Source organism: Rathayibacter sp. AY1F8, from assembly GCF_002932165.1.
GTDB lineage: Bacteria > Actinomycetota > Actinomycetes > Actinomycetales > Microbacteriaceae > Rathayibacter.
Genome location: NZ_PSVB01000018.1, coordinates 39,273 through 64,281 on the forward strand (window position 1 = coordinate 39,273; position 25,009 = coordinate 64,281).

Sequence of the window (25,009 nt, forward strand, 5' to 3'; positions counted from 1 at the left end):
CGCCGGATGTCCCGGCCGTGCCCCCGGCCCGCTCCGATGCGTCGAGAACGGTCCCCTCCACCCGTCGGAAGCGACCGTTCGTGACCCCTCGACGCCCGCTCGTCCGCACGCGCGCCCGCGCCGCCGCCTCGCGCTCGGCGCCGCCGCGACGTCCCGGCCTGCTCCGATGCGTCGCGAACGGCTCCTTCCGTCCTCCCGAAGCAACCGTTCGTGACCCCTCGACGCCCGCTCGTCCGCACGCGCGCCCGCGCCGCCGCCTCGCGCTCGGCGCCGCCGCGACGTCCCGGCCTCGCCGCGGCCTGCTCCGATGCGTCACGAACGGTCCCTTCCTCCCTTCCGAAGCGACCGTTCGTGACCCCTCGGCGCCCGCTCGTCCGCAGGCGCGCCCGCGCCGCCGCCTCGCGCTCGGCGCCGCCGCGACGTCCCGGCCGTGCCTCCGGCCTGCTCCGATGCGTCACGAACGGCTCCTTCCTCCCTCCCGAAGCGACCGATCGTGACCCCTCGGCGCCCGCCCGCGAGCGGGCTGCACTCGGCCCGCACCGAGCACGACCGGGCATGCTGGGCGGATGACCGACGCCGCCCCGTCCCCCGACCGCCCGCGCCGCGCCCGCAGCCAGCACGTGCTCACCGTGCTGCGCACCGAGCGCCTCACCGGCCACCTGGTCCGCGTGCACCTCGGCGGCGACGGGCTCGACGCGTTCCTCGCCGAGTCCGACCCCGACCGCCTCGCCGCGACCGACCGCTACGTGAAGCTCCTGCTCCCGCCGCGCGGCTCCGACCTCCAGCCGCCCTTCGACCTCGACGCGCTCCGGGCGAGCGTCGCCCCCGAGCAGCTGCCCGTGCGCCGCACCTACACCGTCCGCTCGGTCGACCTCGAGCGGCGCTCGATCGCCGTCGACTTCGTCGTGCATGGCGACGAAGGGGTGGCGGGACCGTGGGCGCTCGCCGCGGCTCCCGGCGACCGGATCGCCCTCTCCGCGCCCGGCGGCGCCTGGTCGCCGAGCGCCGACCCCGAGGCCGTGCACCTGCTGCTCGGCGACGACTCCGCTCTGCCGGCGATCGCCTCCGCCCTCGAGGGGATGTCCGCGCACGCGCGCGGCCTGGTCCTGATCGAGGTGGACTCGGCCGCCGACGAGCTCGCGCTTCCCGCTCCGGCCGGAGTGGAGGTGCGCTGGCTGCACCGCGGCGGTCTCGAGGCCGGCCGGGCGCTGGTCGCGGCCGTCCGGGCCGAGCCGAGGCCCGAGGGCGTGCTCGAGGTCTTCGCGCACGGCGAGCGCACCGCGATGAAGCAGCTGCGCGCCCTCCTGCAGGACGAGTGGGGCGTGGAGCGCCGGGCGCTCTCGCTCTCGGCCTACTGGGCTCTCGGCCGCGCCGAGGACCGCTTCCAGGCCGAGAAGCGCGAGCCGGTCGGCGCGATCTTCGCCGACTGACGCGGGAGCGCACTCCGTCCGCACACCTCCGGGAAGGGACCAGCCTCGGACCCACCTCTACTCCGGTCCCCACGACCGGACCGTCCGATGGCGGTCCGGCCCTGCGAGCCTCGCGCCCGCCGCCCCTGCCGTTCTGCGGGCTGCTCGACCGACACGATGAGGAGAGCCCCTGTGGGAGTGCTGATCTTCGGCGCCTGGCGGCGCCGGATCGAGTTCGAGGACCGGACGCTCGCGCACGTGCGGATCGCGGTGCGCGCGCGGATGGAGCAGGGACAGCCGTTCCGCTTGACCTGGAGGACGCTGCAGGAGTCGGAGCCGCGCTCGCACGCGATCCTCGTGCAGCCGAACGCGGTGCTGGAGTACCGCTTCGATCGTCCCCGTCTGCACGCCGTGAACCGCCTCTGGCTGCGCGAGCTCCTCACCCCCGCGTCCGGGCGCGACATGGTCGTCGCCGCCGAGCCCGAGCAGGCGCCGCTCCTCGGTGACGACCGTCCGTCCCCGGTTCCCGAGGGAGGGCTCGCGGCCTAGTCGGAGCGGAGCCCCTCAGTGCCGGGCGAGGTCGACCGGGAGCCCGCCCGCGAGGGCGGCGGCGGATCCGAAGAGCAGCGCCCCCACCCCGCCCAGGGCGGTGGCGACGACGGTGTTCAGCACGGCTCCGACGAGCGCGAAGCCCAGCACGTTCGGCAGCGAGAGGATCGCGTCGAGGTCGACCTGATCGCCGACGACCTGCCCGAGGAGCGTGTCGGCCTGGGTGAAGAGGTCCGAGTGCACGAGCAGCGGATGGGCGACCAGGACGGCGACGAGGCCGAGTACCGCGAGCGCGAGGCCGAGCAGGAACGAGAGCTTCACGGCCGACCAGAAGTCGACGTGCACGAGCGCGAGGCGGAGCGGAGCCTGATCGCCGGCCGGCTTCCCGGAGCCGGTCATCGGGCGTCAGCGGCGCGCTGGACGACGTCGACGACGACGAGGGCTGAGGCGGCGGCGGAAGCGAGGGCGCGGTTCACGAAGGTCTCCTTGGGCGGGACGGGCGCCGGGAGCAGAGGCTCGGCGGCGTTCTGCCAGAGTCCCGGGCCGGAGGAGTCCGGTGCGTCGTCCGGGAGTCGCGTCCGGTGCGCCTCGGGGATGACCGCGCGTCCGCTGCTCCCTCCGACAGCCCGCCACCCGCCGAGGGCCCCTCCTCTCCGGCGTGCGGTCGATGCGGATCGCCGCCTGCCGCTCGCAGGACCTCCCCCGCGCGGTGGATCCTGCCCGGACACGGAGCGCCGCGCAGGACGCCGCGGCCACCGCCCCAGCGGGACTCCCGCCGACACGGATGTTGCATCGCCGCCGCAGCCGGACATGTACCTGTGACTCCGCGAAAGGGGAACCATGAGCATCCGCTCCCGAGACGACTTCTCCGAGCTGTACCGCGCCCACTTCGACGACCTGCTCCGCTTCGTCCGCCGCCGCGCTCCCGCCGCGACGGTCGACGACATCGTCGGCGAGACCTTCCTCGCCGCCTGGCGTCGCCGGCAGGACCTGCCGGAGAACGTGCGGCCCTGGCTGTTCGGCACCGCCCGGCACGCGATCCTCAACGCCGCCCGCGGCGAGAACCGCCGGCAGGCGCTGGCCGTGCGGATCGGGACCCTCGCCCCGGAGGAGCAGGCCGACCCGTCGGTCGGCGACCGCCTCGACCTGGAGAGCGCGTGGAAGCGGCTGCCCCTCGCCGAGCAGGAGGCTCTGGCCCTCCACGTGTGGGAGGACCTCCCGCAGGCCGAGGCGGCGCAGGTGCTCGGCTGCTCCCGGGCCGCCTACGCGATGCGGCTCACCCGCGCGAAGCGGCGGCTGGCGGCGCTGCTCGCCCCCCTCGACTCCACGCTCCTCTCCGGCACGGCAGAACGGACCCTCTCATGACCGACCAGCTCCTCGACCTGCTCCGCGCGCACGACGCCGAGCCCCGCACCCCTCTCTCCGCGGCCGAGGCCGCAGGTCGGGACGCGCTCCTCGGCGAGATCCTGGTCAGCGAGGACGCGTCCGCTCCCCGTTTCTTCCGCCCCCGCGACTGGGCCGTCGCCGGCGCGGCGACCGTGCTCCTGGCCGCCGCAGCCGCAGCCGCGGTGGTCGTCGTGGTCCCGGGTCTCATCCCCGGCACCGGCTCCGTCGGGCTGAACCGCGCGGTGCTCGCCTCCTGGACCGCGATCCCCGAGCGCCTCCTGCCGAGCTCCGAGCTCGGGCAGTCGGCGACGCAGTGGTGCGCGACGAACCTGCAGAGCCCCAACGGCGAGGCCGGGCCGGCGGAGGTCTCGCACCTCGACGCGCGCGGCGACGCCGCCTCGATGATCTACCGCTTCGACGACTCCCTCTACTACTGCCTCAGCGCCGGGAACGGCGCGGGGATGTGGGAGGTGGCGGACGCCGCACCGGTCGGCCCCCTCGCCGCGGACGCGGTCCAGCTCAGCTCGGCCGGAACCTTCGGAGAGGGGGACGCCGCTCTGATCTACGCGGTCGGCTTCGCGGGCGCGGACGTGGAATCGGTGGTGCTGAACGAGGCCGGCGTCGAGCCGGTCGTCGCGACCCTCGAGGGCGGCTCCTGGACCGCCTGGTGGCCCTCGTCCGACGGTCTCGCCGCCGGGCCCGCCGGCACGGTCACGATCACCACCCGGGACGGCTCGAGCCGCGAGGTCCCCATCGACTCCCTCTACCGCCCGTGAGCGGGCCGCGGCACTCCCGTTCGGACGGGCCGGAGCAGGAGGGGACGGGTGCGCGCGTCCTGTCCACGCGCTTCACCGACATCCACTACCTCGACGAGGGACCGGAGGACGGCACTCCGCTCGTGCTCGTGCACGGCTTCCCCGACGTCCCCGCCACCTGGGACGGCGTCCTGGAGCTGCTTCCCCCCCCGGGCTCCGGGTGGTGCGCCCCTTCCTGCGCGGGGTCGGGCGGACCCGTGTCGTCGACCCCGGGGCGCGGTCCGGGCAAGTCGCCGCGCTGGCCACCGACCTGCTCGATCTCCTCGAGGCGCTCGACCTCGGGCCTGTCGTGCTCGTCGGCCACGACTGGGGAGCGCGGACCGCTCACGCCGTCGCGGCGCTCGCGCCCGAGCGGGTCGCGCACTGGTCACCCTCGCCACCGCGTACGGACCGTCGAGCGAGCTGAGCGGCGGCGAGGTCCTCGACGACGCCGCCGCCGCCTGGTACCGCTACTGGCTCTGCACGGCCGCGGGAGCTGAGGCGTTCCGGGGCGACCCGGCGCAGCTCGTCCGCTGGGCCTGGCGGGAGTGGTCGCCTCCGGGCTCCCTCCCGCCGGAGGCCCTGGAGGAGGTCCTCGCGGCGACGGCGACCAGCGGCTTCGCCGACACGGTCGTCGACTACTACCGGCACGGCGCCGGGGAGGCGCCCGGCCGGGCCGTGTACCGCGCCGCGCAGGAGGCCCTCGACGCCTGGCCGCGCCTCGACGCGCCGACGACCTTCCTTCTCGGGACGGCCGACGGCTGCGAGACGCCCGCCCTCGCACGGGCGAACGGCAGGTACTTCTCCGCAGGCCGCGAGCTGATCGAGCTCGACGGCGTCGGCCACTTCGTGCAGCGCGAGGCCCCCGGGGCGGTCGCGACCGCGATCCTCCGGCACCTCCGACCGCTCGCCCCCTCACCCGCACCTCCCGGGACGCGCTAGAGCGTCTGCGGCCGCGGACGGTCCGTGCCCACCCCGCGGACGCTCCTGCTGGAGGCCGCGAGGAGCGAGGCGACGAGGACGACCGCGGCGCAGCCGAGCAGGGTGCGGTCGAGCCCGACGGGGTCGGCGAGCGGGCCCACGAGCGCCTCCCCGAGCGGCACGGCGAGGAAGGAGCCGACCATGTCGTAGGAGTAGACCCGGGCGAGCGCCTCGCGGGGGACGTGGGTCTGCAGCGACTGGTCCCAGGCGATGGCGAAGATCTCGAGCGCGACTCCGCCGAGGGCGAAGGCGAGGAGGAGGGCGGGGAGCGCCGGGAGGATCCCGAGGGCGGCGACCGGGACGGCCGTCACTGCCATGAGGGCGACGCCCGCCCCGAGCGCCCGGCGGGGGCCGCCAGCGCAGCGCGATCACGGCCCCGATCACCAGGCCGACGGTCTGCGCGGCGATCACGAGTCCCCATGCCGCTCGGCCGAAGGACCGGTCGGCGACGACCGGGCCGAGGACCGTGGTCGCGCCGACGAACGCGGCGTTGACGGCGGTGAACTGCGCCACGACGATCCACACCCAGCGCCGGCTCGTGAACTCCCGCCACCCCTCGCGGAGGTCGGCGAGGACGGAGGCGCCCGGGCCCGAGCGGACCGTCCGCGGCAGCCGCACACGGGAGTAGAGGACCGCGGCCAGGGCGAAGCCCGCGGCGTCGACCGCCAGCCCCCACCCGGGACCCACCAGTGCGACGAGCGCGGCCCCGCCCGAGGCGCCGACGATGCTCCCGGCGTTCAGGCCCAGGCGGAGCAGGGCGTTGGCCGGGCGGAGCTCGCCGACCGGCACCGTCTCGGGGACGAGGGCGGCCGCGGCGGGCAGGCTCATCGCCGCGACGGCGCCGTTGAGCACGCTGAGCACGACCAGGGCCGCGACGGTCGCCGTCCCCGTGATCACCGTCACGGCGACCGCGGCCTGAGTGGCTGCTGCCGCGAGCGAGGTGCCGACGAGGATCACGGAGCGGGGGAGCCGGTCGGCGAGGACGCCGCCGAGCAGCAGGACGGCGACGTTGGCGAGGGAGCGCGCGGCGACGACGAGTCCGAGGTCCGTCGGCGAGCCCGTCAGGTCCAGCACGGCGAAGGCCAGGGCGATCGGAGCGACGGCGTTGCCGAGGACTCCGGTCGTGCGGGCGGCGAGGAGCCAGCGGAAGGGGCCGTGCGCGAGAGGCCCGTGCGCCAGCGGCCCGCGCCCGTCGCGGGTCACGGCCGGCGGAGCGGGAACATGGCGGTCGTCATCGACACCGGCGCGGTCCCGGGGGTCCTCGGCGGCCGGGCCGCCGCGTGCAGCAGCGCGGACGCCTCCCCGACGTGCCGCACGACCCGCCGCCAGACCTCGGGGTCGACCCAGAGCTCCGCGTCCGTCGAGAGCTGAGGACCGTCCGCCCGGCTCGACGAGCGCCGCCGGAGCTCCTCGATCAGGGCCTCGAGGTGCAGGTCCCGCTCCTCCTCCGGCCCGGCGTCCACTGACGCGGTCACGTCGAAGGGCCTTCCGGAGGCCTCGTGCCGGTACCTCTTCGCCTCGCCGCCCCGCAGGCGCACGGTCTCGACGACGGCCACGAGCCCGGCGCGCTCCAGCACGCGGAAGTGGTAGCTCGCCGTCGCCTGCGACAGCTGCAGCTCGCGGGCGGCCTCCGCGGCGCTCATCGCCGCTCCCGTCACCAGGGACAGCAGGCGGAGGCGGATCGGATGCGCGGTGGCGCGCAGCTCGTCGAGAGAGGACATGCGGCCATGGTGACCGGCGGATCCCGCACCGTCAAACAGGGCTTTGGGGGTGGGGCGGCGCTCACCGAGCCGCTCCGGTGCACATCGGGCGGCGCTCACCGGGCCGCTCCGGTGCACATCGGGCGGCGCTCGCCGGGCCGCTCTGACGAGCGATCCGGAGGGCCGCTCGCTCTCCCCAGCGATCCGGGAGCGGGGCCCGGAGTCGTCCTCCGGGCCCCGTCGCTCACACCTGGGCGGTGCCGCTGTCCTCGACCGGGCCGGACGCGTCCGACTCCTCGGTGATCTCGGTGTCGGTCTCGTCGGCGCGGTCGCGGAGCGCGTCGGCCATCGCGCCGGCGCCCTCGGCTCCGTGGTCGTGCTCGACCTGGTCGATCAGGCCGCCGAGCTTCTCGTCGTTGCTGGCGTCCTCGGCTCCGTCCATCACGGGGCTGTTCTGCTCGTTGTCGCTCATGGCACTCCTCCTGGGTCGACCGGCCTCTGCGCCGGTGGTCCGACGCTACGCGCGCCGACCGTGCGGTGCAGGTGATCGACGGGAATCGGCCAGTCCGGTATCGAGCGCTCGATGGGCGTTCCCGGTCATCCCCGAGTCGAGCGGATATCGCTTTCCACCCTCCGGAGAAGTGAGCGGATATCGCCTGTCGAATGAGCCCCTATCGCTTTCCGGCGAGGTGAACAGTTCTCTCAGAGAAGTGCCCCTCGGAGACCCTCCCTGCTATGATCGGGCGACTTCTGCACCAGGGACCGGGGGTCGTTCTCGGCGGACGATCGATCATCCACACGCCTGTTATCTCGATCATCACCAGTGAAGGCGCGTATGGCTTCGTATCTCTTCGTCTGCTCCGGCGGCGGACATCTCAAGGAGATGTTCGCCCTCTCGGGGCTCCTCGGAGTCGACCCGGAGGAGCAGCACTGGGCGACCGTCGACAGCGCCCTCAGCCGCACCCTCCTCGCCGACCGGCGCGTGACCCACCTCGCCGATCCGCCGCCCCGCGCCGTGGTGCCGGTGCTCCGCAACGCGATGATCGGCCGCTCCCTGCTGGCCCGCGGGTCCTTCGACGCCGTCTTCAGCACCGGCGCCAGCCCCGCCCTCTCCTTCCTGCCGCTCGCGGCCTCGCGCGGCATCCCCGCGCACTACATCGAGAGCGCCGCCCGCGTGCTCGGCCCGTCGATGACCGGTCGGATCCTCGCCCGGGTCCCCGCCGTCTCGACCTACACCCAGTACCGCTCCTGGGCCGACGACCGCTGGAGCTTCGGCGGCTCGATCTTCGACACCTACCGCGTCGAGGACGTCGTCCCGCAGCCGATCCGCCGCGCCGTGGTCTCGGTCGGCACGCAGGACGGCTACCCGTTCCCCCGCTTCTTCGCCGCGCTCGCGCCGCTGCTCGAGGGCGTGGAGGTGCTCTGGCAGACCGGAGCGAACGACGTCTCCGGGCTCGGGATCGACGGCCGCCACTCCGTGCCGCACGACGAGCTCAACGCCGCGATGAAGGCGGCCGACGTCGTCATCGCGCACGGGGGAGTGGGCACCGCGCTCAGCGCCATCGAGCAGGGCCGGGTGCCGATCCTGGTTCCGCGCCGCGCCTCGTTCGGCGAGCACGTCGACGACCACCAGGTGCAGATCGCCACCCGCCTGGCCGACTCCGGCCTCGCGGTCACCGTCGACATCGAGGGCCTCTCCCGCGAGACGCTCGAACTCGCCGCGGCGAGGCGGGTCGTCTCCGCCGATTCCGCCGTGCCCTTCGTGGTGCACGAGACGGCCGAGAAGTCCTCGGGCCTCTCCCGCCGTCTCTTCCCCTCCTCCCGCTGATCCCCGCCCGAGCGACCAGACGTGATGAGAACGACATCCACGCGTCATCCGCGGCCCGTACACTCTCGAATGGGTTGGGGGGCCGGACGTCACTTCATGTGCGTCGAATTCGGAATGGTCGGCCGACTCGACACTGATGGCGAAAGCTCCGAAGGATTCTCGATATGACTGACACCCCGCGCGGCCTCTCGCGCCGCCTCCTGCTCGCCGCCTCCGCTGTCGGAGCCGCCGCGACCGCCTCCGCTCTCGTAGCGACCCCGGCGCTCGCCGCGCCGAACTACAGCGTGATCCCGAAGCTTCCGGGCGAGGTCTCGCGCCTCGACACCGCGTTCTCGAAGAACGGCAGGAAGCCTTACGAGATCATCGATGTGAAGATCGGCGGCGACTCCACCCGCCTCTTCGTCCCGCACTCGGCGAAGCCGAAATCAGGCTCCTCGGTGCCGGTCGCCTGGTTCTACCACGCCAGCGGCAGCGACTACACGTCGCTCTACTTCGCCTACAGGTACTCGGCCGATCCACTCGTCGACCTGGGCTTCGTCAGCATCTGTCCGGACTTCGGCGGTCCGAGCAACTACACCAACCCCACGGCGCTCGCCGTGCAGACGGCCGCCACGGCCTGGGTGCAGAACCTCTGGGACGTCCGCGCGAGCTTCCTCCGCTCGAACTCCGGCGGCGGAGCGATGATGTGCTGGGCCTACGCGAAGAAGATGGTGCCGAACATCTACGGGGCGTACCACGCCAGCAGCGTCTTCGACGTCGAGGACCTCGCGGCGCGCGATACCAGTCCGTCGAACCGCGTTCTCGCCGTGTACGGGGGAGACCGGGCGCTGATGCGCGCGACCAACCCCGCCCGGCTGCCGCAGGACGCGTGGAAGGGCATGCGTCTGCGCGTCAGCGCCGGCACGGCCGACAAGCTCGCTCCCGCCGAGCTCCACGGCGGACGCCTGCGTCGCCTGGCGCTCCCCGTCGCCAGGGAGGCGACGATCGCGTACCACAGCGGCGCCGAATTCGATAATGGTCACGTCGTACCGGAGTTCACCAACAAGGACTCGGTCGCGACCTTCCGCCGCTGGCTTCAGGAGGGCCCCGCCTGATCCGCGGCAGGACCGACGCGACCCCTCCTCCCCGGGGGTCGGCGCCAGGGTCGAGCAGTGGAGGAGGAGGGCACGGCATCGCAGGCGTCCCAGCCGCCGAGAGGCGGCTCGCGAGGGCATCGCGATCCTCATCGAGGCCGACGGGACCACTCCCGTGAGCGCCGCACCGCCCGCCCCCTCCTCCACCACTCCGCTCCGACGCCAGAAGGACTCCCTGACGTGATCGACATCCTCCCGCGACGACTCCTCGTCGGCGCGCTCTTCTCGGTCGCCCTGGTGATCGTCCTCGGGATGGGGTACATCTTCTCGACCCGGGAGCCGGCCACCGGCCTCCTGGTGATCGCCGCCGGAGTCGGCGGCATCGTCGGCGCCTACGTGCTGCTGCGGGTCCCCGCGCACTGGCTGCCGGCGATGGCGCTCGCGTTCTTCGCGCTCGTCCCGACGCCGCTCACCCCCTCGACCCTGACGTTCCGCATGACGCTCTGGGCCGTCATCCTCGTGATCTGGGCGATCCGGCGCGGGCTCGCTCCCGAGCTGTGGCGCGCCCCCGTCAAGGCGTGGACCCGCGAGCTCGTGCTCTCCCCGTGGCGGGCCGTGGTGATCCTCGCGTTCATCGCCCTCATGCTCTGGTCAGCCGTGGCGACGGTGCGCAGCTCCTACGCGACCGAGGGCGTCTCGTGGATGTTCAGCTTCGCGATCTGCGTGGGCGTGCCGATGCTCGTCTTCGACGCCCAGCGCGAGGCCGTGCTGCTGCGCAAGACGTGGGTGATCCTCTCGGGGCTGCTCGCCCTCTACGCCGCCCTCGAGCTGGTCGCGCAGAGCTCCCCGATCCTCGGTGCCGTCTACGGCGCCCTCGGCTACGAGCAGGACCAGCACTGGTCGCTCTACCGCGCCGAGATCACCTTCGGCCACCCGCTGCTCGCCGGAACCTTCCTCACGGTGGGCGCCGGTCTCGCGTTCGGCTCCTGGCTCCAGGGCTCCCGCAAGTCGGACCTGCTGCTGGGCATCCTGGCCTCGGGCGGCGTCGTCGCGACCGTCTCGCGCGGACCGATGGCGGCCATCGCCGTCGCGGTCGTCGTCGCGCTCGTCGCCGTGGGCTTCCTCAACCCGAACCGCTCGCTGCTCCGGCCCGGCTCGATCCTGATCGCCGGCCTCATCGCGGGTGTCGGAGTCCTGAACTTCGAGCCCGTCACCGCCCGCAACAACAACCTCGACGCCTCCATCTCGGCCGGCGCCCGCGACCTCGCGGTGACCGTGTCACTGAAGGCGGCCGAGCTCACGCACTGGCTCGGCTCCGGAGCGGCGACGTCCGGCATCAGCGGCAGGCGGTTCTCGGACGTCGTCATCGAGAACTCGTTCCTGCAGCTGCTGATCAGCGTCGGCATCCCCGGCCTGCTGCTCTTCGTGATCATGGTGGCCGCGATGTTCGGCGCCACGCTCAGCCGTCGCGACGTCGGTCCTGCGGCGGGCCTGCTCGGCTTCATGGTCTGCCTCGCCGGCTACAACGCCATCGACGCGGTCCGCCCCAGCCACCTGCTCCTGGGCTTCCTCGTCATCATCTGCCTGAACCCGGTGCACGTCCCCGACTTCTCCAAGGGCATCCGGATGCGCCAGCCCCTCGGGGCGAGGATCTTCGACGCGCCGATGGCCGTCGGGATGCGGGGCGAGCGATGAGCCGCCTCGCCCGCAGGAACGACTCGTCGCCGGCCGCGCTCGTCGTCCAGCAGTCGCTCGCGCCGCCGGACTCGACCACGCAGTACGTCGACTCGATCGTCGACGGCCTGGCGCCCGGCGTCGAGCTGCTGTTCTTCTCCTGGCGCAGCGCCCTGCTCGCCGACTACGACGTGCTGCACGTGCACTGGCCCGAGCTGATGATCCGCGGCCGCAGCCCGCTGCACCGCTTCCTGCGCCGCCGCGCCCTCGACGTGCTGCTGGTGCGCCTCGCGCTCCAGCGCATCCCGCTCGTGCGGACGGTGCACAACCTGCACCCGCACGAGCTCGGTCCCGCCGCCGAGCGCCGCTCGCTGGCCCGGGTCGACCGCGCGACCGACCTGTTCGTCCGCCTGAACCCGACGACCGTCGCTCCCGGCCGGGCGCCCGCCGTCACCGTGCTGCACGGCCACTACCGCGACCAGTTCGCGCAGCACCCGCTGCCCGAGCGCGAGCACGGCCGCGTCCTCTACTTCGGCATCATCCGCCCGTACAAGGGCGTCGTCGAGCTGATGGACGTGTTCCGCGGCGTGGAGGACGACTCCCTCTCCCTGCACGTGGTCGGCAGCCCCAGCACGGGCCAGCGCGAGCTGGTCGAGGAGCGGGCCGCCCGCGACACCCGGGTGCGCACCACGCTCCGCCGGGTCGACGACGCCGAGATGGTCGACGAGATCGGCCGGGCCGAGCTGATCGTCCTTCCCTACCGCGAGATGCACAACTCCGGCTCGATCCTGGTCGCCCTGTCGCTCGGCCGGCCGATCCTGGTGCCTCGCACGCCCACCAACACGGCCCTGGCCGAGGAGGTCGGCAGCGACTGGGTGATCGAGTACGACGGCGAGCTCACCCCCGAGCTGATCACCGCCGCTCTCGAGCGCACGCGCACCCGGCCGCCGGAGGGGCTCCCCGCCCTCTCCGGTCGGGACTGGGACGTGCTCGGACTCCAGCTCAAGAAGGCCTACGAGGGCGCGATCGCCACCAAGAAGGGCTCGACCCGATGACCGGGACCACGCAGAAGCCGTCACCGAGCCTCAGCCGCTCGGCGAGCCGCGGCGCCGCCGTCACCATCGGCGGGCAGGCGATCCGCATCGCCGTCCAGCTGGGCGGCATCGTCATCCTCGCGCGCCTGCTCTCGCCGGCCGACTACGGCCTGCTCGCGATGGTCACGGCGATCATCGGCATCGGCGAGATCTTCCGCGACTTCGGCCTCTCCTCCGCCGCCATCCAGGCGAAGGAGATCACGCCGGGCCAGAAGAGCAACCTGTTCTGGATGAACTCGGGCATCGGCCTCACCCTCACCCTGGTGGTCATCGCGGCCTCCTGGCCGATCGCCGCCCTCTACGGCGACGACCGGCTCCAGCTGCTGACCGTCGTGCTCTCCTCGACGTTCCTCCTCAACGGAATCTCGACGCAGTTCCGCGCCGACCTCGCCCGTCACCTCCGCTTCGTGAAGATCACCCTGGTCGACATCGTCGCCCAGGTGCTGGGCCTCGTGGTCGGCGTGCTGATGGCGCTCGGCGGCGCCGGCTACTGGGCGCTGGCCGGGAGCCAGATCGTGCAGCCGCTCATCAGCGTGCTGATGCTGGTCTTCATCACGGGCTGGCGTCCCGGCCGCTACCGCCGCGGCGAGGCGATGGGCCACTTCCTCCGCTACGGAGGCGGGGTCTTCGCGACCCAGGCGCTGACCTACGTGAGCAAGAACGTCGACTCCGTCATCATCGGCGCGCGCTTCGGCCCGGTCGACCTCGGCCTCTACAACCGCGCGTTCCAGCTGATGATGCTGCCGCTGCAGCAGTTGAACTCTCCGGTGCAGCGCGTGGCACTGCCCGTGCTGTCCAAGCTGCAGGACGAGCGCGAGCGGTTCCGCACGTTCATCCTCTTCGGCCAGTCGGCGATGCTGACGGCGATGGGCCTCGTGCTCGCCGTCCTCGGCTCCCAGTCCGACTCGGTCATCCGGATCCTGGTGGGGGAGCGCTGGCTCGCCTCGGTCCCGATCTTCCAGATCCTGCTCGTGGCCGGGTTCTTCCAGGCCACGGCGTACTGCTCCAACTGGGTGTTCCTCGCCAAGGGTCTCGTGCGCCAGAGCGTCTGGTACAGCCTGGCGACCCGCCCGCTGATGGTCGTCCTGATCCTGCTCGGCTCCAACTGGGGAGTGACGGGCGTCGCCATCGCGTACGCCGGCTCGCTCGCCCTCACCTGGCCGACCGCGCTGATCTGGATCGGCCGCACCTCCGATGCCCCCGTCCGCGAGATGTTCACCAACGGCCTCCGCAGCGGCATCACGTTCGGCTCGATCACGGTGGGCGCCTACTTCTCCACCGTCTGGATCGCCGCCGACCAGCCCGTCCTCCGCCTCCTCCTGGGCGGCGCCGCCGTCCTGGTCGGGGTCGGGCTCTGGATGCTGATCCTCCCCGCGTTCCGCCGCCAGATCCTCAGCCTCGCCGACCTGCGCCGCCACTTCCGCCGCAGCCGCCCGGCCGCCGCTCCGGCCCCGGCCACGGTCGACGCCATCAGCCCCACCGGCGACAGCGCGCTGGTCGACGGAGCCGTCACGGCCGGCATCCCCGACTCCGAGCGGCCTCCCGCCGCCGTTCCTCCCACCGAAAGAGATCGATGAAACTCAAGCTCGGCGTCGTCAAGTCCTGGAAGAAGGACTTCGTCACGACGACCCGCCTGCCCGCCCGACGCGACGCGGCGGTGCTCCGCGCCGCCCTCGCGGACCTCCGACCCGAGCCCGAGTCGCACCTCGTGATCGCCGCTCCCGGCAGCGGCAACATCGGCGACCAGGCCATGCTGGAGGCGTTCCTCGAGAACACCACCGGCCCCGTCGTGGTCGTCCAGCGCTACGCCGGCGACGTCGTGATCCCCGAGGAGCAGGCCGACCGGGTCGAGGTCGTCGAGCTCCCGCACCTGGTCTACGGAGTGGGCGACGCGCACGCCGCCGATCTCCGCGCCTACGCCGCGCTGATCCGCCGCGCCCGCTCGGTCTCGGTCGTCGGCGCCGACATGATGGACGGCAAGTACAGCCTCCGCGGCTCGGTCCGCCGCTCCCTGCTCGCGCAGGCCGCCGCCGAGGCAGGGGTGCCCACGCGCGTCCTCGGCTTCTCCTGGAACGCGGCGGCCCGCCTCGCCGCCCGCCGCTCCCTGATCGCCGCCTCCCGCGCCGGCGTCGTCCCGATGCTCCGCGACCCGCTCTCGGCGGAGCGCGCCCGGAGCATCGGCGTGCAGCGCGTCGAGGAGGTCACGGACATCGTCTTCTCGGCGCGCACCCGCGACCGCAGCTTCCGCGAGGGGCTGGGACTGCCCGAGGGCGTCCCCTTCGCGCTCGTGAACGCGAGCGCCCTCGTCGCCGGCATGGTCGACCAGGTGCCGGAGTACGAGCGCATCGTCGACCGCCTGCGCGCGGCCGGCGTTCACGTCGTGCTCCTCCCGCACGTCTCCCGCCCCATCGGCGACGACAAGGTGGCCGTCCGCGCGGTCGCCGAGCGCGTGGGAACCGAGGGCGTCACCGTCGTCGACCGCGTGCTCATGCCCGCCGAGATCCGCGGCCTCGCCGAGGACGCCCTGCTGACCGTCACCGGGCGGATGCACCTCGCGATCATGTCGCTCTCGCTCGGCGTCCCCGCGATCACCCTCGCCACCCAGGGCAAGGTCGAGGGCATCATGCGCCTCATCGGCCTGCCGCAGCTGTGCGTCGAGCCGGTCCCCGGCTTCGCCGACCGCGTCCTCCCGGTGATCGACCGCATCCTCGCGGAGCCGGGCGACGGCGGCGTGCGCGCCACCATCGACGCGGCCATGCCCGAGGTGCGCCGCCTCTCGGCGCTCAACACCCGCGGCCTCGGCGCGGAGGTCGTGCGATGAGCGCGGCGCAGGAGAAGGGACCGCGCATGCGGATCATGTTCGTCGTCACGTCGCTGCACGGCGGCGGGGCCGAGTTCGTCGCCCGCACCTGGATGGGCTGGCTCCTCGAGCAGGGCCACTACGTCGACGTGGTCACCACCTCGGTGAAGGGCACGGACGAGTACCTCCCCGAGGGCGCGGTGCTGCACCGCATCGGCGAGGGCAAGGGCCACGTCGGCAAGGCGCGGATGCTCAAGGAGCTGTTCCGCCGCCGCACCCCCGACGTCGCGGTCGCCCTGCAGGGCTACCCGAACATCGTGCTCCTGGCCTCGGCCGAGATGACCGCGAAGGCGGACCGCCCGAAGACCATCGTGAGCGAGCGCAACCTCGTCTCGCTCGGCATCCCGGGCTTCTCGAGGACCCAGAAGGTGCAGCTCGGGCTCGCCAAGACGCTCTACCGCCGCGCCGACCACGTCATCGCGATCTCGCACCCCGTCGCGGGAGAGCTCGTCGCCGGCTTCGGCGTCTCGGGCGAGCGCTGCACCGTCGTGCCGAACCCGGCGACCGCCAAGGTCGACCGCTCCCGCCAGGTCTCGCGCACCCCCGGCACTGCGGCGGGCCTGCAGATCGTGCTGCCCTGCCGCCTCGTCGTCCAGAAGCGCCCCGAGCTCGCGATCCTCGCGGCCGAGGAGCTGGAGCGCCGCGGCATCCCCGCGAAGGTCGTCTCCTTCGGCGGCGGCCCGCTGCTCGGCAGCATGAAGGCGGAGGCGACCGCGCGCGGCGTGGACTTCCAGGACATGGGCTGGGTCGAGGACTGGTTCCACCACTTCGACGAGAACGCCGTCGTGCTGCTCCCGTCGCTGCGCGAGGGCTTCGGCAACGTGCTGGTCGAGGCGGCCGCCGCCGGCGTCCCCTCGGTCGCCGTGTCCGGGGCGCTCGGAGTCGCGGACGCGATCGTCCCCGGCCTGACCGGCGAGCTCGCGCTCACCCCCTCCGCCTCCGACCTCGCCGACGCGCTGATCCGCGCGAGCGAGCTCGAGATCACCGGCATCGACCGCTGGCTCGACCGCTTCTCGCTGGAGTCGAGCGGCCGCGACCTCGAGACGGTGCTCCGCCGGGTCGTGGGGCAGAAGTGACCCTCGTCTCGGTGGTGGTCCCGGCGCACCAGGAGGAGGCGCACCTCGCCTCGGCCCTGGAGCGCCTGCTGCGGCAGACCCACGCCGAGCTCGAGATCCTCGTGGTCGACGACGCCTCGACCGACGGGACCGAGGCGATCGGCCGCGCGTTCGCCGAGGAGCACGAGCGGATCCGCTACCTGCGCCAGGACGAGAACCAGGGCGTCGCCGCCGCTCGCGAGCGCGCCGTCGGCGAGGCCGCCGGCGAATGGGTCTGGCTGGTCGACGCCGACGACGAGTGGCCGGAGACCGCGGTCGAGGCCATGCTCACCGCGGGGGAGGCGGGCCGCGCCGACGTGGTGGTCGCCCAGGCGGTCACGGTCGACGCCACCGGATCCACGCCCGTCGGCTCCCTGCGCGGCCCGCTCGCGCTCTCGGGCCGGGGCGCCTTCACCGCGCTCCTGGTCGGGGAGCTGACCGGGCACCTCTGGAACAAGCTGTTCCGCCGCGAGCTCTTCGACGGCATCGACTTCACGCGGATCCGCCAGCACTCGGACCAGGCGCAGGTCGCGCAGCTGCTCGCCGCGGCCGACGAGGTCGTCGTCGTCCCCGACTCCGTCTACGAGTACCGCCTCCGCTCCGGCTCGATCATCCGCTCGGGCGCGAAGCGCGCCGACTCGCTCGCCGGGCTCGCCGCCGTGATCGAGCGGACGGCCCGCGGGCTCGACCCGCGCCTCCTCGACTCGCAGGACTACTCCTACTACCGCGCGCGCTTCTCCCTGCTCTCCCGCTTCAAGGACGCCACCTCGGGCGCACACAGCCCCGAGGAGGCCGACCGGCTCTGGCGGGCCGCGCACGACGAGGCGGGGCTCCGGCACCTGGTCGCGCTCGTGCGCCGGCGCGACCTGAAGCGCTCCGTCCTCTTCGGGCTCGCCGCCGCGGCGCCCGCGCTCTACCGTGCGGCGATGAGCGCCGGGAACGGACGCCGGTGACCGTCGTCCCCCCGGTGAGCGGAGAGGCCGGAGTGCGCTTCCCGGCAATCGAGTCCTCGTCACTATTCAGCCGAATGTGCGGCGCGGACGATACACCCTTAGTCTTGATCCTCGGTCGCATTCTGCGACCGAGCCTGCGTCCTTCTCTGAGCCTTGTTCACCTCGGATGGAATTCACGAGCGGTACGACCGGGCACAAGGGGGAGAGAATGAAGCTGCTGAAGCCTGCGGGCGGGGCCCGACGCGAGTGGGTGGATTTCGCCAAGGGTGCCGCCATCCTGATGGTCGTCTACTACCACACGTCGTTGTATCTCGGTGACATCGGTGTCGAGAACACTCTCGGCCGCATCAAGGTCGTGTTCGAGCTGTTCCCGATGCCCCTCTTCTTCCTGGTGTCCGGTCTCTTCGGCTCGCGCATCCGCACCTGGAGCTTCGGCGACCTCTGGCGCCGCAGGCTGTACCCGCTGCTCTGGCTCTACGTGGTGTGGTCCGTGATCCGCATGGCCTTCTACCTGGTCGTGCCGCTCGCGAACGGCGGACTCGGCGAGCTCCCCGCGACCGACCCGCTCAACCTGCTCCTGCTGTTCTTCTGGCCCAGCAGCAGCTACTGGTTCATCTACGGCCTCGTGCTCTTCACGCTCGGCGCGTGGCTCCTGCGCAAGGTCGACCACCGCGTGCAGGTCGCCCTCGCCGCGGTGATGGGGACGATGTTCACCACCGGTCTCCTCAACACGACCAACGTGGGCTGGAACCGCATCGGCGCCCTGTTCGTCTTCTTCCTGGTGGGCACGCTCTACTCGAAGAGGATCATCGACTTCGTCGAGCAGAAGGGGAGCCGCGCGTTCCTCTACGTCACTCCGGTCTTCGTCGTGCTGAGCGCGGTGCTCTTCCTCTTCCCGATCCGCTGGGTGCCGTTCCTCGCCCTCGCCGGCCAGATGGCCGCCGTCGCGATGGGCATCCTCGTGTCGCGGGCCCTCTCCCGAGTGCGATTCCTGAACATCTTCACGATCTGCGGCGAGCGCAGCCTGCACATCTACCTGCTGCACCTCTACTTCATCGTGATCGCCATCACGATCCTGCGGGTGATACTCCCCGAGGACCGCTCCGAGATCGGCGGCTTCGAGGTGCCGCTGCTGCTGGTCGTGATGGTGCTCGCGGTCGTCCTCTCGCTCTTCGTGACCCGCTACCTCTCGAAGGTCAAGTGGATCTACGTCCCCCCGGCCGCCCTCGGCGGCCCCGGCAAGCGGCGCAAGCCCGTGCCCGTCCCTGCGCGCGGCCCCGGAGTCGTCTCCGATCCCGTCGCGGTCCCGGCCGATGAGCCCGGCACCTCCCCCAGTTACGAGAAGAAGAGAGCGGAGTCCCACGAGTGAAGACGACACGAGCACGCAGAGCCGGAGTCCTGGCGGCCGTCGTGGCCGTCGCCCTCGGGCTGGCCGGCTGCTCCTCGCAGCCCGAGCCCGTCCGCACGCCCGACGGCTTCACGACGGAGAAGGCGATCGAGTACCGCTCGGTCGACGGCGTCTCGCTGAAGGCCGACGCCTGCCTCCCCACCGCGGGCGGCACCGACCGCCCCGCGCTGCTGATGCTGCACGGCGGAGGGTTCGTCGACGGCGCCCGCGACGAGGGCGGGATGACCGAGCTCTGCGAGTACTACGCCGAGCGCGGCTTCGTCTCGGTCTCCGTCGACTACCGCCTCCTCCAGGACAGCCGGTACCCCGGCCAGATCGAGGACGCGCAGGCGGCCATGGAGTGGCTGCGCGAGCCCGCGCAGGTCACGCGCTTCGGCCTCGACCCCGCCCGCATCGGCGTGATGGGCAGCTCCGCCGGAGCGATCATCGGAGCGACCATGGGCACGCTCGGCGAGGGCTCCCTCACCGAGGGCTCGCGGGTCAAGACGGTCGTCGCCTTCTCGGCGGTCGCCGACATGACCGAGACCGGGATGTCGCTGGGCACGCCGGTGCCCGAGGCGAAGGAGCAGATCCTCTCCTACCTGGACTGCGACGAGATCGACTCGACGACCTGCCCGCAGAGCATCCCGGCGTCGCCGATCACCTCGGTCGACTCCACGGACGCCCCGCAGATCTGGCTGACCTCCGAGGACGAGCTCGTCCCGGTCGAGCAGGCCGACGCGATGCAGGTCGCCCTGCAGGACGCCGGAGTGGCGTCCGAGGTCGGCGTGGACGGCTCCGGCCACCACGGGCTCCAGAACAACACCCCGAACAACAAGAAGGCGATCCTCGCCTTCCTGCAGGCCCACCTCTGATCCACCGCTCCCGCGCGAAACCTCGCGGCCGGGTCCGCGCAACGCGGACGACACATCACGACGCTACAGTCAGACCCCCTGCACTCCGGTGCAGTCGACGAAAGGGACACCACACACCATGACCTTGAACGGACTGTTCGCCGGCATCGGCCGGAGGTGGGTCTACATCGTCGCCTTCGCTCTGCTCGGCGCCGTGGCGGCCCTGGTACTCAACGCCGTCCTCCTCCCGCAGTACAAGGCGGACGCACGCGTGTACGTCGCGGTCTCCTCGTCCGGAGTCCTCTCGACCGCGGACCGGGTCGCGGCCAACAGCGCCGCCTCCCAGGCCACGGTCACCTCCGTCGCCCTCGGCACCTCGGACACCGTCCTGCAGGGCGTCATCGACGGCCTCGGCATCGACGAGCCCATCGAGGAATTCGCCAAGCGCGTGACCGTCCTCGCCGAGCCGGAGTCCGTGGTCATCACGATCTCGGCCACCGACCCCTCGCCCGAGCAGGCCGCGGTCATCGCCAACGCGGTCGCCGCCCAGCTCGACGCGGCCGTGAAGGGCGCCGATCCGGCGACCACCACGAACGGCGTCGCCGTCCCGCAGATCCAGCTCCAGGTGCTCAGCCAGGCGCTCCCGCCGGAGCTGCCGGTCACCGGTGGCATCCTCGTCCTGCTCGCGCTCGGCATCCTCGGCGGCGCCGTGGTCGGCGTGGGAGTGGCGATCGTGATGACGGCCCTCGACCGCCGCCTCCGCAGCGGCGACGACGTCCGCTCCGCGATCGACCGGCCGCTGCTGGGCATCGTCCCGGTCAAGGCCACCAAGCTCGACGAGATGCTGAACTCGACCGAGATCCCGGCCCGCTACTCGGCCGTGGCGTTCGAGCTCTCCGCCATCGCGCGCACCCGCTCGTACTCCTCCTTCGCGATCGCCCCGGCGTCCGAGAAGACCCCGCACACCGCCAGCGCGGTGCTGCTCGCCAAGGCGCTGGCCGTGCTCGGCTCGTCCGTCGTGATCGTGGACGGCACCGCCGAGGGCTCGGCTCTCGCTTCCGCCTCGGGCGGACGCCCGGGCCTGCGCGAGGTGCTCGCCGGAGCCGCCTCGCTCGACGACGCGATCATCAAGCGCTCGACCGACCGCGTCGACCTGCTCCCCGCGGGCGGCGCCCAGGCCGGCACGCCGATGCCGACCGACGCCCTCCGCGCGCTGGTCGAGGAGCTCGAGAAGGTCTACGACATCGTCCTGATCGTCACCGGCACCCTCGGCGCGACCGAGCAGTCGCCGACCTTCCGCGGCGTTGCCGACGGAGCCGTCCTCGTCCTGATCGAGGGCAAGGTCGACTCGCCCCAGGCCGCCGCCGACGTGCACTGGATCGAGACCGCCGGCACCCCCGTGGTCGGCGCGGTCGTCCTGGCCCGCCACAAGCTGCAGAAGGCCCCCGCGATCGTCTGATCGCGTCCTCGCACGCTGCGGAAGAGCGCACCCCGGCCCCGGCCGCGGTGCGCTCTTCCGCATCCGGGGACTGCGCGGTGCCCGGCGGGGGCCCGGCTTGCCCTCTGTCCGGGCCCAGCCGGCCCCTCCGACGCCTGGCCGGCACTCCAGCCCCCTCCACCCCTCCGCGAGCCCGTTCACTCCGCGAGCCCGCAGAACTCGCGGTACTCGCGCGCGACTCCGCCCACCTCCGCGGTCTCGGCAGGAGGCGGCGTCACCGTCCGGGCCCGCGGGCTCTCCGGGGCCGACCGACCGGTCCGTCCTTCCTCAGCGTCTCCAGCGCCCGCCGTGGCCTGATCACGTGCCTCACCGGCTCCCGGGAGCCCGCTCACCCCGCGAGTCCGCAGAAGTCGCCGTACTGGCGCGCGACTCCGCCGACTCCCGCGTGGTCGGCGGGAGGCGGGCAGACGCAGAACCGCCGCCGTCGAGGGGACGACGGCGGCGGTTCTGCGCGCGGGGAGCGGATCAGATCACGGCGTGCAGGCCACGTTCCCGATCAGGTCCTTCCCGGAGTTGGAGCAGCTCAGCGTGTTGCCGCTGGTGGACCAGTTGGACGGCTGGTGGAGGTAGACCACCGCGTTGCTGGTCTTCAGCGCGAGGTTGCCGCTGATGGTGTTGTCGTTGCCCGAGCCGTCGGCGCGGGTGATCACCTGGTAGCCGTAGGTGGTGGTGCCCGCGGCGGAGTTGCCCGCGGCCAGCCAGCTGTTGCCCGAGACCAGGATCAGCGAGACGACGTCCGAGGCGAGCCGCGATCCGCCGAGGACCGTGTTCCCGATGATGTCGCCGTCGAGGGTGCCCTCCTTGGCCTCGATCGGCTCGGCGCCGGTGTCGCTGATCGCGTTGTCCACGACCGCGATGCGGGCCGTGCGGTCAGGGTTGCAGCTGTTGTACTCGCACCAGTTGCGGTCGGAGGTGCCGACGTAGACGCCCTCGCCGTACTTGGCGGAGACGAGGCCGGTGCGGCGGATGGTGCTGCCGACGATCAGGGAGTCGGCGGTCTGGCTGCGGAAGTGGACCGCCTCGTAGCCGATCTCGCTCACCGTCAGGCCGGCCATCTGGACGCCCTTGCTGGCGAGCACCTGGATGCCCTGGAAGGAGCTGCGGACCGAGAAGCCCACGAGGTGCACGTCGCTCACCGTGTTCAGGATGAGCGCGGTGCCGCTCGAGGTGGATCCGGAGGTGAGGACCGCGTTGGGCGAGCCGCAGATCCAGATCGACCCGGGCTGGGCGGCGGTGCCGCGGAGGGCGAACTTGCCGGTGTAGACGCCGTCGGCCAGGCGGATGACGTCGCCGGAGGAGGGGTTGGTCAGGGCCGTGACGAGCTGCGCCGAGGTCGACACCGTCTTGGTGGCGGCGGGGCAGTCGAAGGCCGCGAGCAGCGAGGCGCGGGAGGCGAGGAGGTCGGCCGTGGTGGTGGCCGACTCCTTCAGCCGCGAGTCGCGGCCGGCGTCGTCGGTCGCCGTGACGGTGTACGTGTAGGCGCGTCCCGCCTCGGCGGTCTCGTCGCGGTACTGGCGCACCGGGTCGGCGACGGTGCCGACGACCGTGTCGCCGGAGCCGTCCTCGTTCGAGCGGTGCACGTCGTACGAGACGACCCGCGAGCTGAAGGGCGCGTCCCAGGCGACGGTGTAGCCGTCGGTCAGGGGGGAGAGCTCCACGGCGTCGGTCGCGAGGCCGTCCTCGGCGAGGACGAACGCGTCGATGATCAGGTTCTTGTCGGTCGACTGGGAGTTCTTCGTCCCCGTGTAGGAGATGGTCACGGTGTGCGTGCCCTCGGCGAGGTCGGTCGTCTCGTAGACCGGCACCTGGTACTGCGCGGTCGAGCTGTAGCGGTCGACCTTGGTGACGGGTCCGCCGTCGACCGAGACCGCGGCGATGCCGGAGGAGGAGGTCTTCCGGCTGATCCAGCGCCACGACGTGCCGACGAAGGTGAACTTCACCGATCCGGCGGAGGTCAGGTACTTCATCCCGCCGCCGCTGTCGCCGCCCGCCATCGATCTCCACGAGCCGGTGTACTGCAGCGCGGGGTCGGTCTCCTGCACGAGGAGGCTGGTCGCTCCGGAAGGATCGAGCACGGGGCCGTCGTCCTCGCCGCCGCCGGTCTCGTCGGTCGGCTCCTCGGTGGCGGGAGTCGCGCGGGTGATGTCGAACGCGTCGATGACCAGGTTCTTGTCGCTCGCGGAGCTGTTGGCCGTGCCGCTCCAGGCGATCTTGACCGTGTGGACGGTGTCGGCGAGGTCCTTCTTCGTGAACACCGGGACCTGGTACGCCGTGGTCTTCGTGTACCGGTCGACCGAGGTGCTCGCGCCGTCGACCGTGACGGTGGCGATGCCGGCGGAGGCGGTGGTGCGGCTGACCCAGCTGAAGCCGGTGCCGCGGAAGCTGAACGAGACGGAGCCGGTGCTGTTGAGGAACTTGATCCCGCCGCCGCTGTCGCCGCCCGTCATCGTGCGCCACGAGCCGCTGTAGGTCAGCGAGGAGTTCGTCTCCTGGATCCGCGTGCTCTGCCCGGCGCCCGGGTCGAGAGTGGCCGCGGAGGCGGCGGGCGCCGTGAGGGGGGCGACCAGGATGCCGAGAGCGGCGATCAGAGCGGTGGTGAGGGAGAGGCGTGCGCGTCGTCGGCGAGGGCGGGTCGGGTCTGGCGTGGTCTGAGGATTCACGATCGGCTCCGGGTCTTCGAGGGGGCGTCGGGGGCGGTTCGAGGGGGCTGCTCAAGGGGGTGGTGCTGGTCCTCCCGACGCTATAGACGGGCCTTGCGACTGATGGCTGGATGAGACGGATTCAGGTTGTAGTACCCCATTCGGGCGTGGTGGTCGGGCTCATATCAGCGATTCCGCTGAAGGACTGGCGGACCGCCGCGCATGCGTGTATACGAACGGTCACACGCGCTGTCGACGACGGATCGGAGGGCGGATGTCGGATCGGGAGGGGACTCCGGGAATGCCCGTCCGCGGAATGGACGAGGGGGAGTGCTGCTCGGTCGAGGAACGGCGACCCTACCCGGCGACTCTGGACACGGCCCCGGGCCGGGCCGCTGGGCGAGAGAATTGACCGGGCGTTCACCGGGCCGACCCCTCGCCGAAACACTGCGATGATGGGCTCTCCACTGGTGATCGCCGTCGCACCCGCGTCGCGGATCACCCGCCGCGGGCGAGCGGCGGTCCCGACGAGAGGGAGGACGCGATGGACACGGCCACGACCGCGACCGGCGACCGCCCGTCCACCCCGCCGTCCCGGGAGCGCCCGAGATGCCCCCGGGTCCGCGCTCGCACCGTGATCGGACGGCTCCTGCTCGTCCCCCTCGTGGTGCTCGCCCTCTTCGGCGCCGGGATCCCGCTCTACGTCACGCCCCCGATCGACCCGATCCCTGAGCAGGCGGACGCGGTCTTCGTGCTGGGCCCCTCCACGAGGGCACGAGTCGAGTTCGCCCGCCGGATCATCACCTCCGGGGCGACGGACACGATGGTGCTCTCGGTCGGCCCCGGCGAGATGAACGCTCCCTACGAGGCCAAGAAGTACAAGAAGTGCAACGAGCCCGGCGGCGACGTCCTCTGCTACTCCGCCGACCCGCTCACGACCCAGGGAGAGGCCCGGCAGCTGCGCGACATGGCCGAGCAGTACGGCTGGGACCACGTCATCGTGATCACCAACGCCTCCCACCTCGTGCGCGCCGAGATGATCATCGAGCGCTGCTACTCCGGCGAGCTCTCGATGGTGCCCTCGGGCGAGCCGATGGGCCTGGACTACCTGGTGAACCAGTACGTCTACCAGACCGGCGCGTTCCTCAAGGCCTTCCTGGTCACCAACGGCTGTTGACGCGAGCACTCCTCCTCGAGCCGCCGAGCCCGCCTGCGCTAGTCTGCCCGGGGCGCCAT

General features: G+C 72.5%; 23 protein-coding genes and 1 pseudogene. 18 read left to right on the forward strand and 6 right to left on the reverse strand.

What is annotated here, in order from left to right; all coding sequences use genetic code 11:
* Window positions 1–566: 566 nt before the first annotated feature.
* Window positions 567–1,430, forward strand: a complete 864-nt coding sequence (locus C5C35_RS12805) for a siderophore-interacting protein (RefSeq protein WP_104263226.1) — start codon at window positions 567–569, stop codon at window positions 1,428–1,430.
* A 156-nt stretch (window positions 1,431–1,586) separates the two neighbouring features.
* Window positions 1,587–1,958: a hypothetical protein gene (locus C5C35_RS12810; RefSeq protein WP_146084607.1), complete on the forward strand. Its 372-nt coding sequence runs from the start codon at window positions 1,587–1,589 to the stop codon at window positions 1,956–1,958.
* Between the two features lie 15 nt (window positions 1,959–1,973).
* Here C5C35_RS12810 and C5C35_RS12815 read toward each other — a convergent pair whose 3' ends face one another.
* Entirely contained in the window at window positions 1,974–2,357 is a 384-nt protein-coding gene (locus tag C5C35_RS12815) for a DUF3566 domain-containing protein (RefSeq protein ID WP_104263228.1), read from the reverse strand.
* A 441-nt stretch (window positions 2,358–2,798) separates the two neighbouring features.
* Here C5C35_RS12815 and C5C35_RS12820 point away from each other — a divergent pair, with 441 nt between their 5' ends.
* The 4 genes from C5C35_RS12820 to C5C35_RS12835 all read left to right on the forward strand — a co-directional run bounded on the left by C5C35_RS12820 (window position 2,799) and on the right by C5C35_RS12835 (window position 5,080).
* Complete coding sequence (locus tag C5C35_RS12820) at window positions 2,799–3,323, forward strand: RNA polymerase sigma factor (protein WP_104263229.1); 525 nt, start codon at window positions 2,799–2,801, stop codon at window positions 3,321–3,323.
* Window positions 3,320–4,120: a hypothetical protein gene (locus C5C35_RS12825; RefSeq protein WP_104263230.1), complete on the forward strand. Its 801-nt coding sequence runs from the start codon at window positions 3,320–3,322 to the stop codon at window positions 4,118–4,120. Before C5C35_RS12820 ends, C5C35_RS12825 begins: the two co-directional genes overlap by 4 nt.
* 199 nt (window positions 4,121–4,319) lie before the next feature.
* A complete protein-coding gene (locus C5C35_RS12830) occupies window positions 4,320–4,565 on the forward strand; it encodes an alpha/beta fold hydrolase (protein ID WP_181134087.1) in 246 nt (81 codons plus the stop codon).
* Between the two features lie 251 nt (window positions 4,566–4,816).
* Window positions 4,817–5,080, forward strand: a complete 264-nt coding sequence (locus tag C5C35_RS12835) for an alpha/beta fold hydrolase (protein WP_104263232.1) — start codon at window positions 4,817–4,819, stop codon at window positions 5,078–5,080.
* Here the strand turns inward: C5C35_RS12835 and C5C35_RS17300 are convergent.
* The 4 genes and pseudogenes from C5C35_RS17300 to C5C35_RS12850 form a co-directional block, all read right to left on the reverse strand.
* Complete coding sequence (locus C5C35_RS17300) at window positions 5,077–5,436, reverse strand: hypothetical protein (protein WP_258066333.1); 360 nt, start codon at window positions 5,434–5,436, stop codon at window positions 5,077–5,079. The two genes, C5C35_RS12835 and C5C35_RS17300, sit on opposite strands and share 4 nt — an antisense overlap.
* A 94-nt stretch (window positions 5,437–5,530) precedes the next feature.
* Window positions 5,531–6,322, reverse strand: a pseudogene (locus C5C35_RS17305) (MFS transporter); the annotation flags it as partial.
* The gene (locus tag C5C35_RS12845; RefSeq protein WP_104222473.1) at window positions 6,319–6,840 is read right to left on the reverse strand and encodes a helix-turn-helix domain-containing protein; all 522 of its coding nucleotides are present in this window, start codon (window positions 6,838–6,840) and stop codon (window positions 6,319–6,321) included. The pseudogene C5C35_RS17305 and the gene C5C35_RS12845, both read right to left, overlap by 4 nt.
* 223 nt (window positions 6,841–7,063) lie before the next feature.
* Window positions 7,064–7,291: a hypothetical protein gene (locus tag C5C35_RS12850; protein WP_104222474.1), complete on the reverse strand. Its 228-nt coding sequence runs from the start codon at window positions 7,289–7,291 to the stop codon at window positions 7,064–7,066.
* 363 nt (window positions 7,292–7,654) lie between these two features.
* Between C5C35_RS12850 and C5C35_RS12855 the strand changes: the two genes are divergently transcribed.
* The 11 genes from C5C35_RS12855 to C5C35_RS12905 all read left to right on the forward strand — a co-directional run bounded on the left by C5C35_RS12855 (window position 7,655) and on the right by C5C35_RS12905 (window position 21,095).
* On the forward strand, window positions 7,655–8,647 hold the full coding sequence (locus tag C5C35_RS12855) for a glycosyltransferase (protein WP_104260670.1): 993 nt from the start codon (window positions 7,655–7,657) through the stop codon (window positions 8,645–8,647).
* Between the two features lie 164 nt (window positions 8,648–8,811).
* Window positions 8,812–9,741 (forward strand): S9 family peptidase, encoded by a 930-nt coding sequence (locus C5C35_RS12860; RefSeq protein WP_104260671.1) that lies wholly within the window; start codon window positions 8,812–8,814, stop codon window positions 9,739–9,741.
* A 219-nt stretch (window positions 9,742–9,960) separates the two neighbouring features.
* Window positions 9,961–11,415, forward strand: coding sequence for an O-antigen ligase (locus C5C35_RS12865; RefSeq protein WP_104263233.1), 1,455 nt, complete (start codon window positions 9,961–9,963; stop codon window positions 11,413–11,415).
* Entirely contained in the window at window positions 11,412–12,449 is a 1,038-nt protein-coding gene (locus tag C5C35_RS12870; protein ID WP_104226616.1) for a glycosyltransferase, read from the forward strand. Before C5C35_RS12865 ends, C5C35_RS12870 begins: the two co-directional genes overlap by 4 nt.
* Complete coding sequence (locus C5C35_RS12875; RefSeq protein WP_104263234.1) at window positions 12,446–14,065, forward strand: lipopolysaccharide biosynthesis protein; 1,620 nt, start codon at window positions 12,446–12,448, stop codon at window positions 14,063–14,065. Before C5C35_RS12870 ends, C5C35_RS12875 begins: the two co-directional genes overlap by 4 nt.
* Window positions 14,062–15,309 (forward strand): polysaccharide pyruvyl transferase family protein, encoded by a 1,248-nt coding sequence (locus tag C5C35_RS12880; RefSeq protein ID WP_104222480.1) that lies wholly within the window; start codon window positions 14,062–14,064, stop codon window positions 15,307–15,309. Before C5C35_RS12875 ends, C5C35_RS12880 begins: the two co-directional genes overlap by 4 nt.
* Window positions 15,306–16,424, forward strand: a complete 1,119-nt coding sequence (locus C5C35_RS12885; RefSeq protein ID WP_104263235.1) for a glycosyltransferase — start codon at window positions 15,306–15,308, stop codon at window positions 16,422–16,424. Before C5C35_RS12880 ends, C5C35_RS12885 begins: the two co-directional genes overlap by 4 nt.
* On the forward strand, window positions 16,421–17,395 hold the full coding sequence (locus C5C35_RS12890; RefSeq protein WP_104263236.1) for a glycosyltransferase family 2 protein: 975 nt from the start codon (window positions 16,421–16,423) through the stop codon (window positions 17,393–17,395). Before C5C35_RS12885 ends, C5C35_RS12890 begins: the two co-directional genes overlap by 4 nt.
* A gap of 208 nt (window positions 17,396–17,603) precedes the next feature.
* Complete coding sequence (locus C5C35_RS12895) at window positions 17,604–18,764, forward strand: acyltransferase family protein (protein WP_181134086.1); 1,161 nt, start codon at window positions 17,604–17,606, stop codon at window positions 18,762–18,764.
* Complete coding sequence (locus C5C35_RS12900) at window positions 18,761–19,657, forward strand: alpha/beta hydrolase (RefSeq protein WP_104346673.1); 897 nt, start codon at window positions 18,761–18,763, stop codon at window positions 19,655–19,657. Before C5C35_RS12895 ends, C5C35_RS12900 begins: the two co-directional genes overlap by 4 nt.
* A gap of 118 nt (window positions 19,658–19,775) precedes the next feature.
* On the forward strand, window positions 19,776–21,095 hold the full coding sequence (locus C5C35_RS12905) for a Wzz/FepE/Etk N-terminal domain-containing protein (protein WP_104233544.1): 1,320 nt from the start codon (window positions 19,776–19,778) through the stop codon (window positions 21,093–21,095).
* Window positions 21,096–21,604: 509 nt separating this feature from the next.
* Here the strand turns inward: C5C35_RS12905 and C5C35_RS12910 are convergent.
* A complete protein-coding gene (locus C5C35_RS12910; protein ID WP_104263239.1) occupies window positions 21,605–23,794 on the reverse strand; it encodes a hypothetical protein in 2,190 nt (729 codons plus the stop codon).
* 613 nt (window positions 23,795–24,407) lie between these two features.
* Here C5C35_RS12910 and C5C35_RS12915 point away from each other — a divergent pair.
* A complete protein-coding gene (locus C5C35_RS12915) occupies window positions 24,408–24,950 on the forward strand; it encodes a YdcF family protein (protein ID WP_146084859.1) in 543 nt (180 codons plus the stop codon).
* Window positions 24,951–25,009 lie beyond the last annotated feature (59 nt).

What these genes read in the sequence shown, in the direction of transcription:
- C5C35_RS12805 (WP_104263226.1), top strand. Translation starts at nt 567, where the DNA reads ATGACCGACGCCGCCCCGTCCCCCGACCGCCCGCGCCGCGCCCGCAGC.
- C5C35_RS12810 (WP_146084607.1), top strand. Translation starts at nt 1,587, where the DNA reads ATGAGGAGAGCCCCTGTGGGAGTGCTGATCTTCGGCGCCTGGCGGCGC.
- C5C35_RS12815 (WP_104263228.1), bottom strand. Translation starts at nt 2,357, where the DNA reads ATGACCGGCTCCGGGAAGCCGGCCGGCGATCAGGCTCCGCTCCGCCTC.
- C5C35_RS12820 (WP_104263229.1), top strand. Translation starts at nt 2,799, where the DNA reads ATGAGCATCCGCTCCCGAGACGACTTCTCCGAGCTGTACCGCGCCCAC.
- C5C35_RS12825 (WP_104263230.1), top strand. Translation starts at nt 3,320, where the DNA reads ATGACCGACCAGCTCCTCGACCTGCTCCGCGCGCACGACGCCGAGCCC.
- C5C35_RS17300 (WP_258066333.1), bottom strand. Translation starts at nt 5,436, where the DNA reads ATGGCAGTGACGGCCGTCCCGGTCGCCGCCCTCGGGATCCTCCCGGCG.
- C5C35_RS12845 (WP_104222473.1), bottom strand. Translation starts at nt 6,840, where the DNA reads ATGTCCTCTCTCGACGAGCTGCGCGCCACCGCGCATCCGATCCGCCTC.
- C5C35_RS12850 (WP_104222474.1), bottom strand. Translation starts at nt 7,291, where the DNA reads ATGAGCGACAACGAGCAGAACAGCCCCGTGATGGACGGAGCCGAGGAC.
- C5C35_RS12855 (WP_104260670.1), top strand. Translation starts at nt 7,655, where the DNA reads ATGGCTTCGTATCTCTTCGTCTGCTCCGGCGGCGGACATCTCAAGGAG.
- C5C35_RS12860 (WP_104260671.1), top strand. Translation starts at nt 8,812, where the DNA reads ATGACTGACACCCCGCGCGGCCTCTCGCGCCGCCTCCTGCTCGCCGCC.
- C5C35_RS12870 (WP_104226616.1), top strand. Translation starts at nt 11,412, where the DNA reads ATGAGCCGCCTCGCCCGCAGGAACGACTCGTCGCCGGCCGCGCTCGTC.
- C5C35_RS12875 (WP_104263234.1), top strand. Translation starts at nt 12,446, where the DNA reads ATGACCGGGACCACGCAGAAGCCGTCACCGAGCCTCAGCCGCTCGGCG.
- C5C35_RS12880 (WP_104222480.1), top strand. Translation starts at nt 14,062, where the DNA reads ATGAAACTCAAGCTCGGCGTCGTCAAGTCCTGGAAGAAGGACTTCGTC.
- C5C35_RS12885 (WP_104263235.1), top strand. Translation starts at nt 15,306, where the DNA reads ATGAGCGCGGCGCAGGAGAAGGGACCGCGCATGCGGATCATGTTCGTC.
- C5C35_RS12895 (WP_181134086.1), top strand. Translation starts at nt 17,604, where the DNA reads ATGAAGCTGCTGAAGCCTGCGGGCGGGGCCCGACGCGAGTGGGTGGAT.
- C5C35_RS12905 (WP_104233544.1), top strand. Translation starts at nt 19,776, where the DNA reads ATGACCTTGAACGGACTGTTCGCCGGCATCGGCCGGAGGTGGGTCTAC.